The organism is Pseudomonas sp. SB113, assembly GCF_040754745.1.
Taxonomy (GTDB): Bacteria; Pseudomonadota; Gammaproteobacteria; order Pseudomonadales; family Pseudomonadaceae; genus Aquipseudomonas; species Aquipseudomonas grimontii.
In genome coordinates, this window is the sequence record NZ_JBFMHW010000245.1 from 1 (window position 1) to 391 (window position 391).

Below are 391 nucleotides of genomic sequence, written 5' to 3' on the forward strand. Positions count from 1 at the left end.
GCGCGATATCAGCCATTCGAGTGTCGAACGCGCGATTGGCCCGGATACCACCATCACGCTCGACTTCGCGCTGAACCGTCTGGCTGGCGTGATCGAGAAGCTGGTCATCTATCCCGAAAACATGCTGAAGAACATGAACAAGTTCCGCGGTCTGGTGATGAGCCAGCGCGTTCTGCTTGCTCTGACGCAGGCAGGCGTTTCACGCGAAGATTCCTACCGCCTCGTACAGCGCAACGCCATGAAGGTGTGGGAACAGGGCAAGGATTTCCTTGAGGAACTTCTGGGCGACGAGGAAGTGCTCAAGGCTCTTTCCGAAGAAGAAATTCGCGAGAAATTCGACCTCGGCTACCACACCAAACATGTCGATACGATTTTCCGCCGCGTGTTCGGC

The 391-nt window shown here is 56.0% G+C and carries 1 pseudogene; it reads left to right on the top strand.

Annotated features, from left to right (window positions below):
- Positions 1-391, top strand: a pseudogene (locus tag AB1462_RS32400) (adenylosuccinate lyase); the annotation flags it as partial.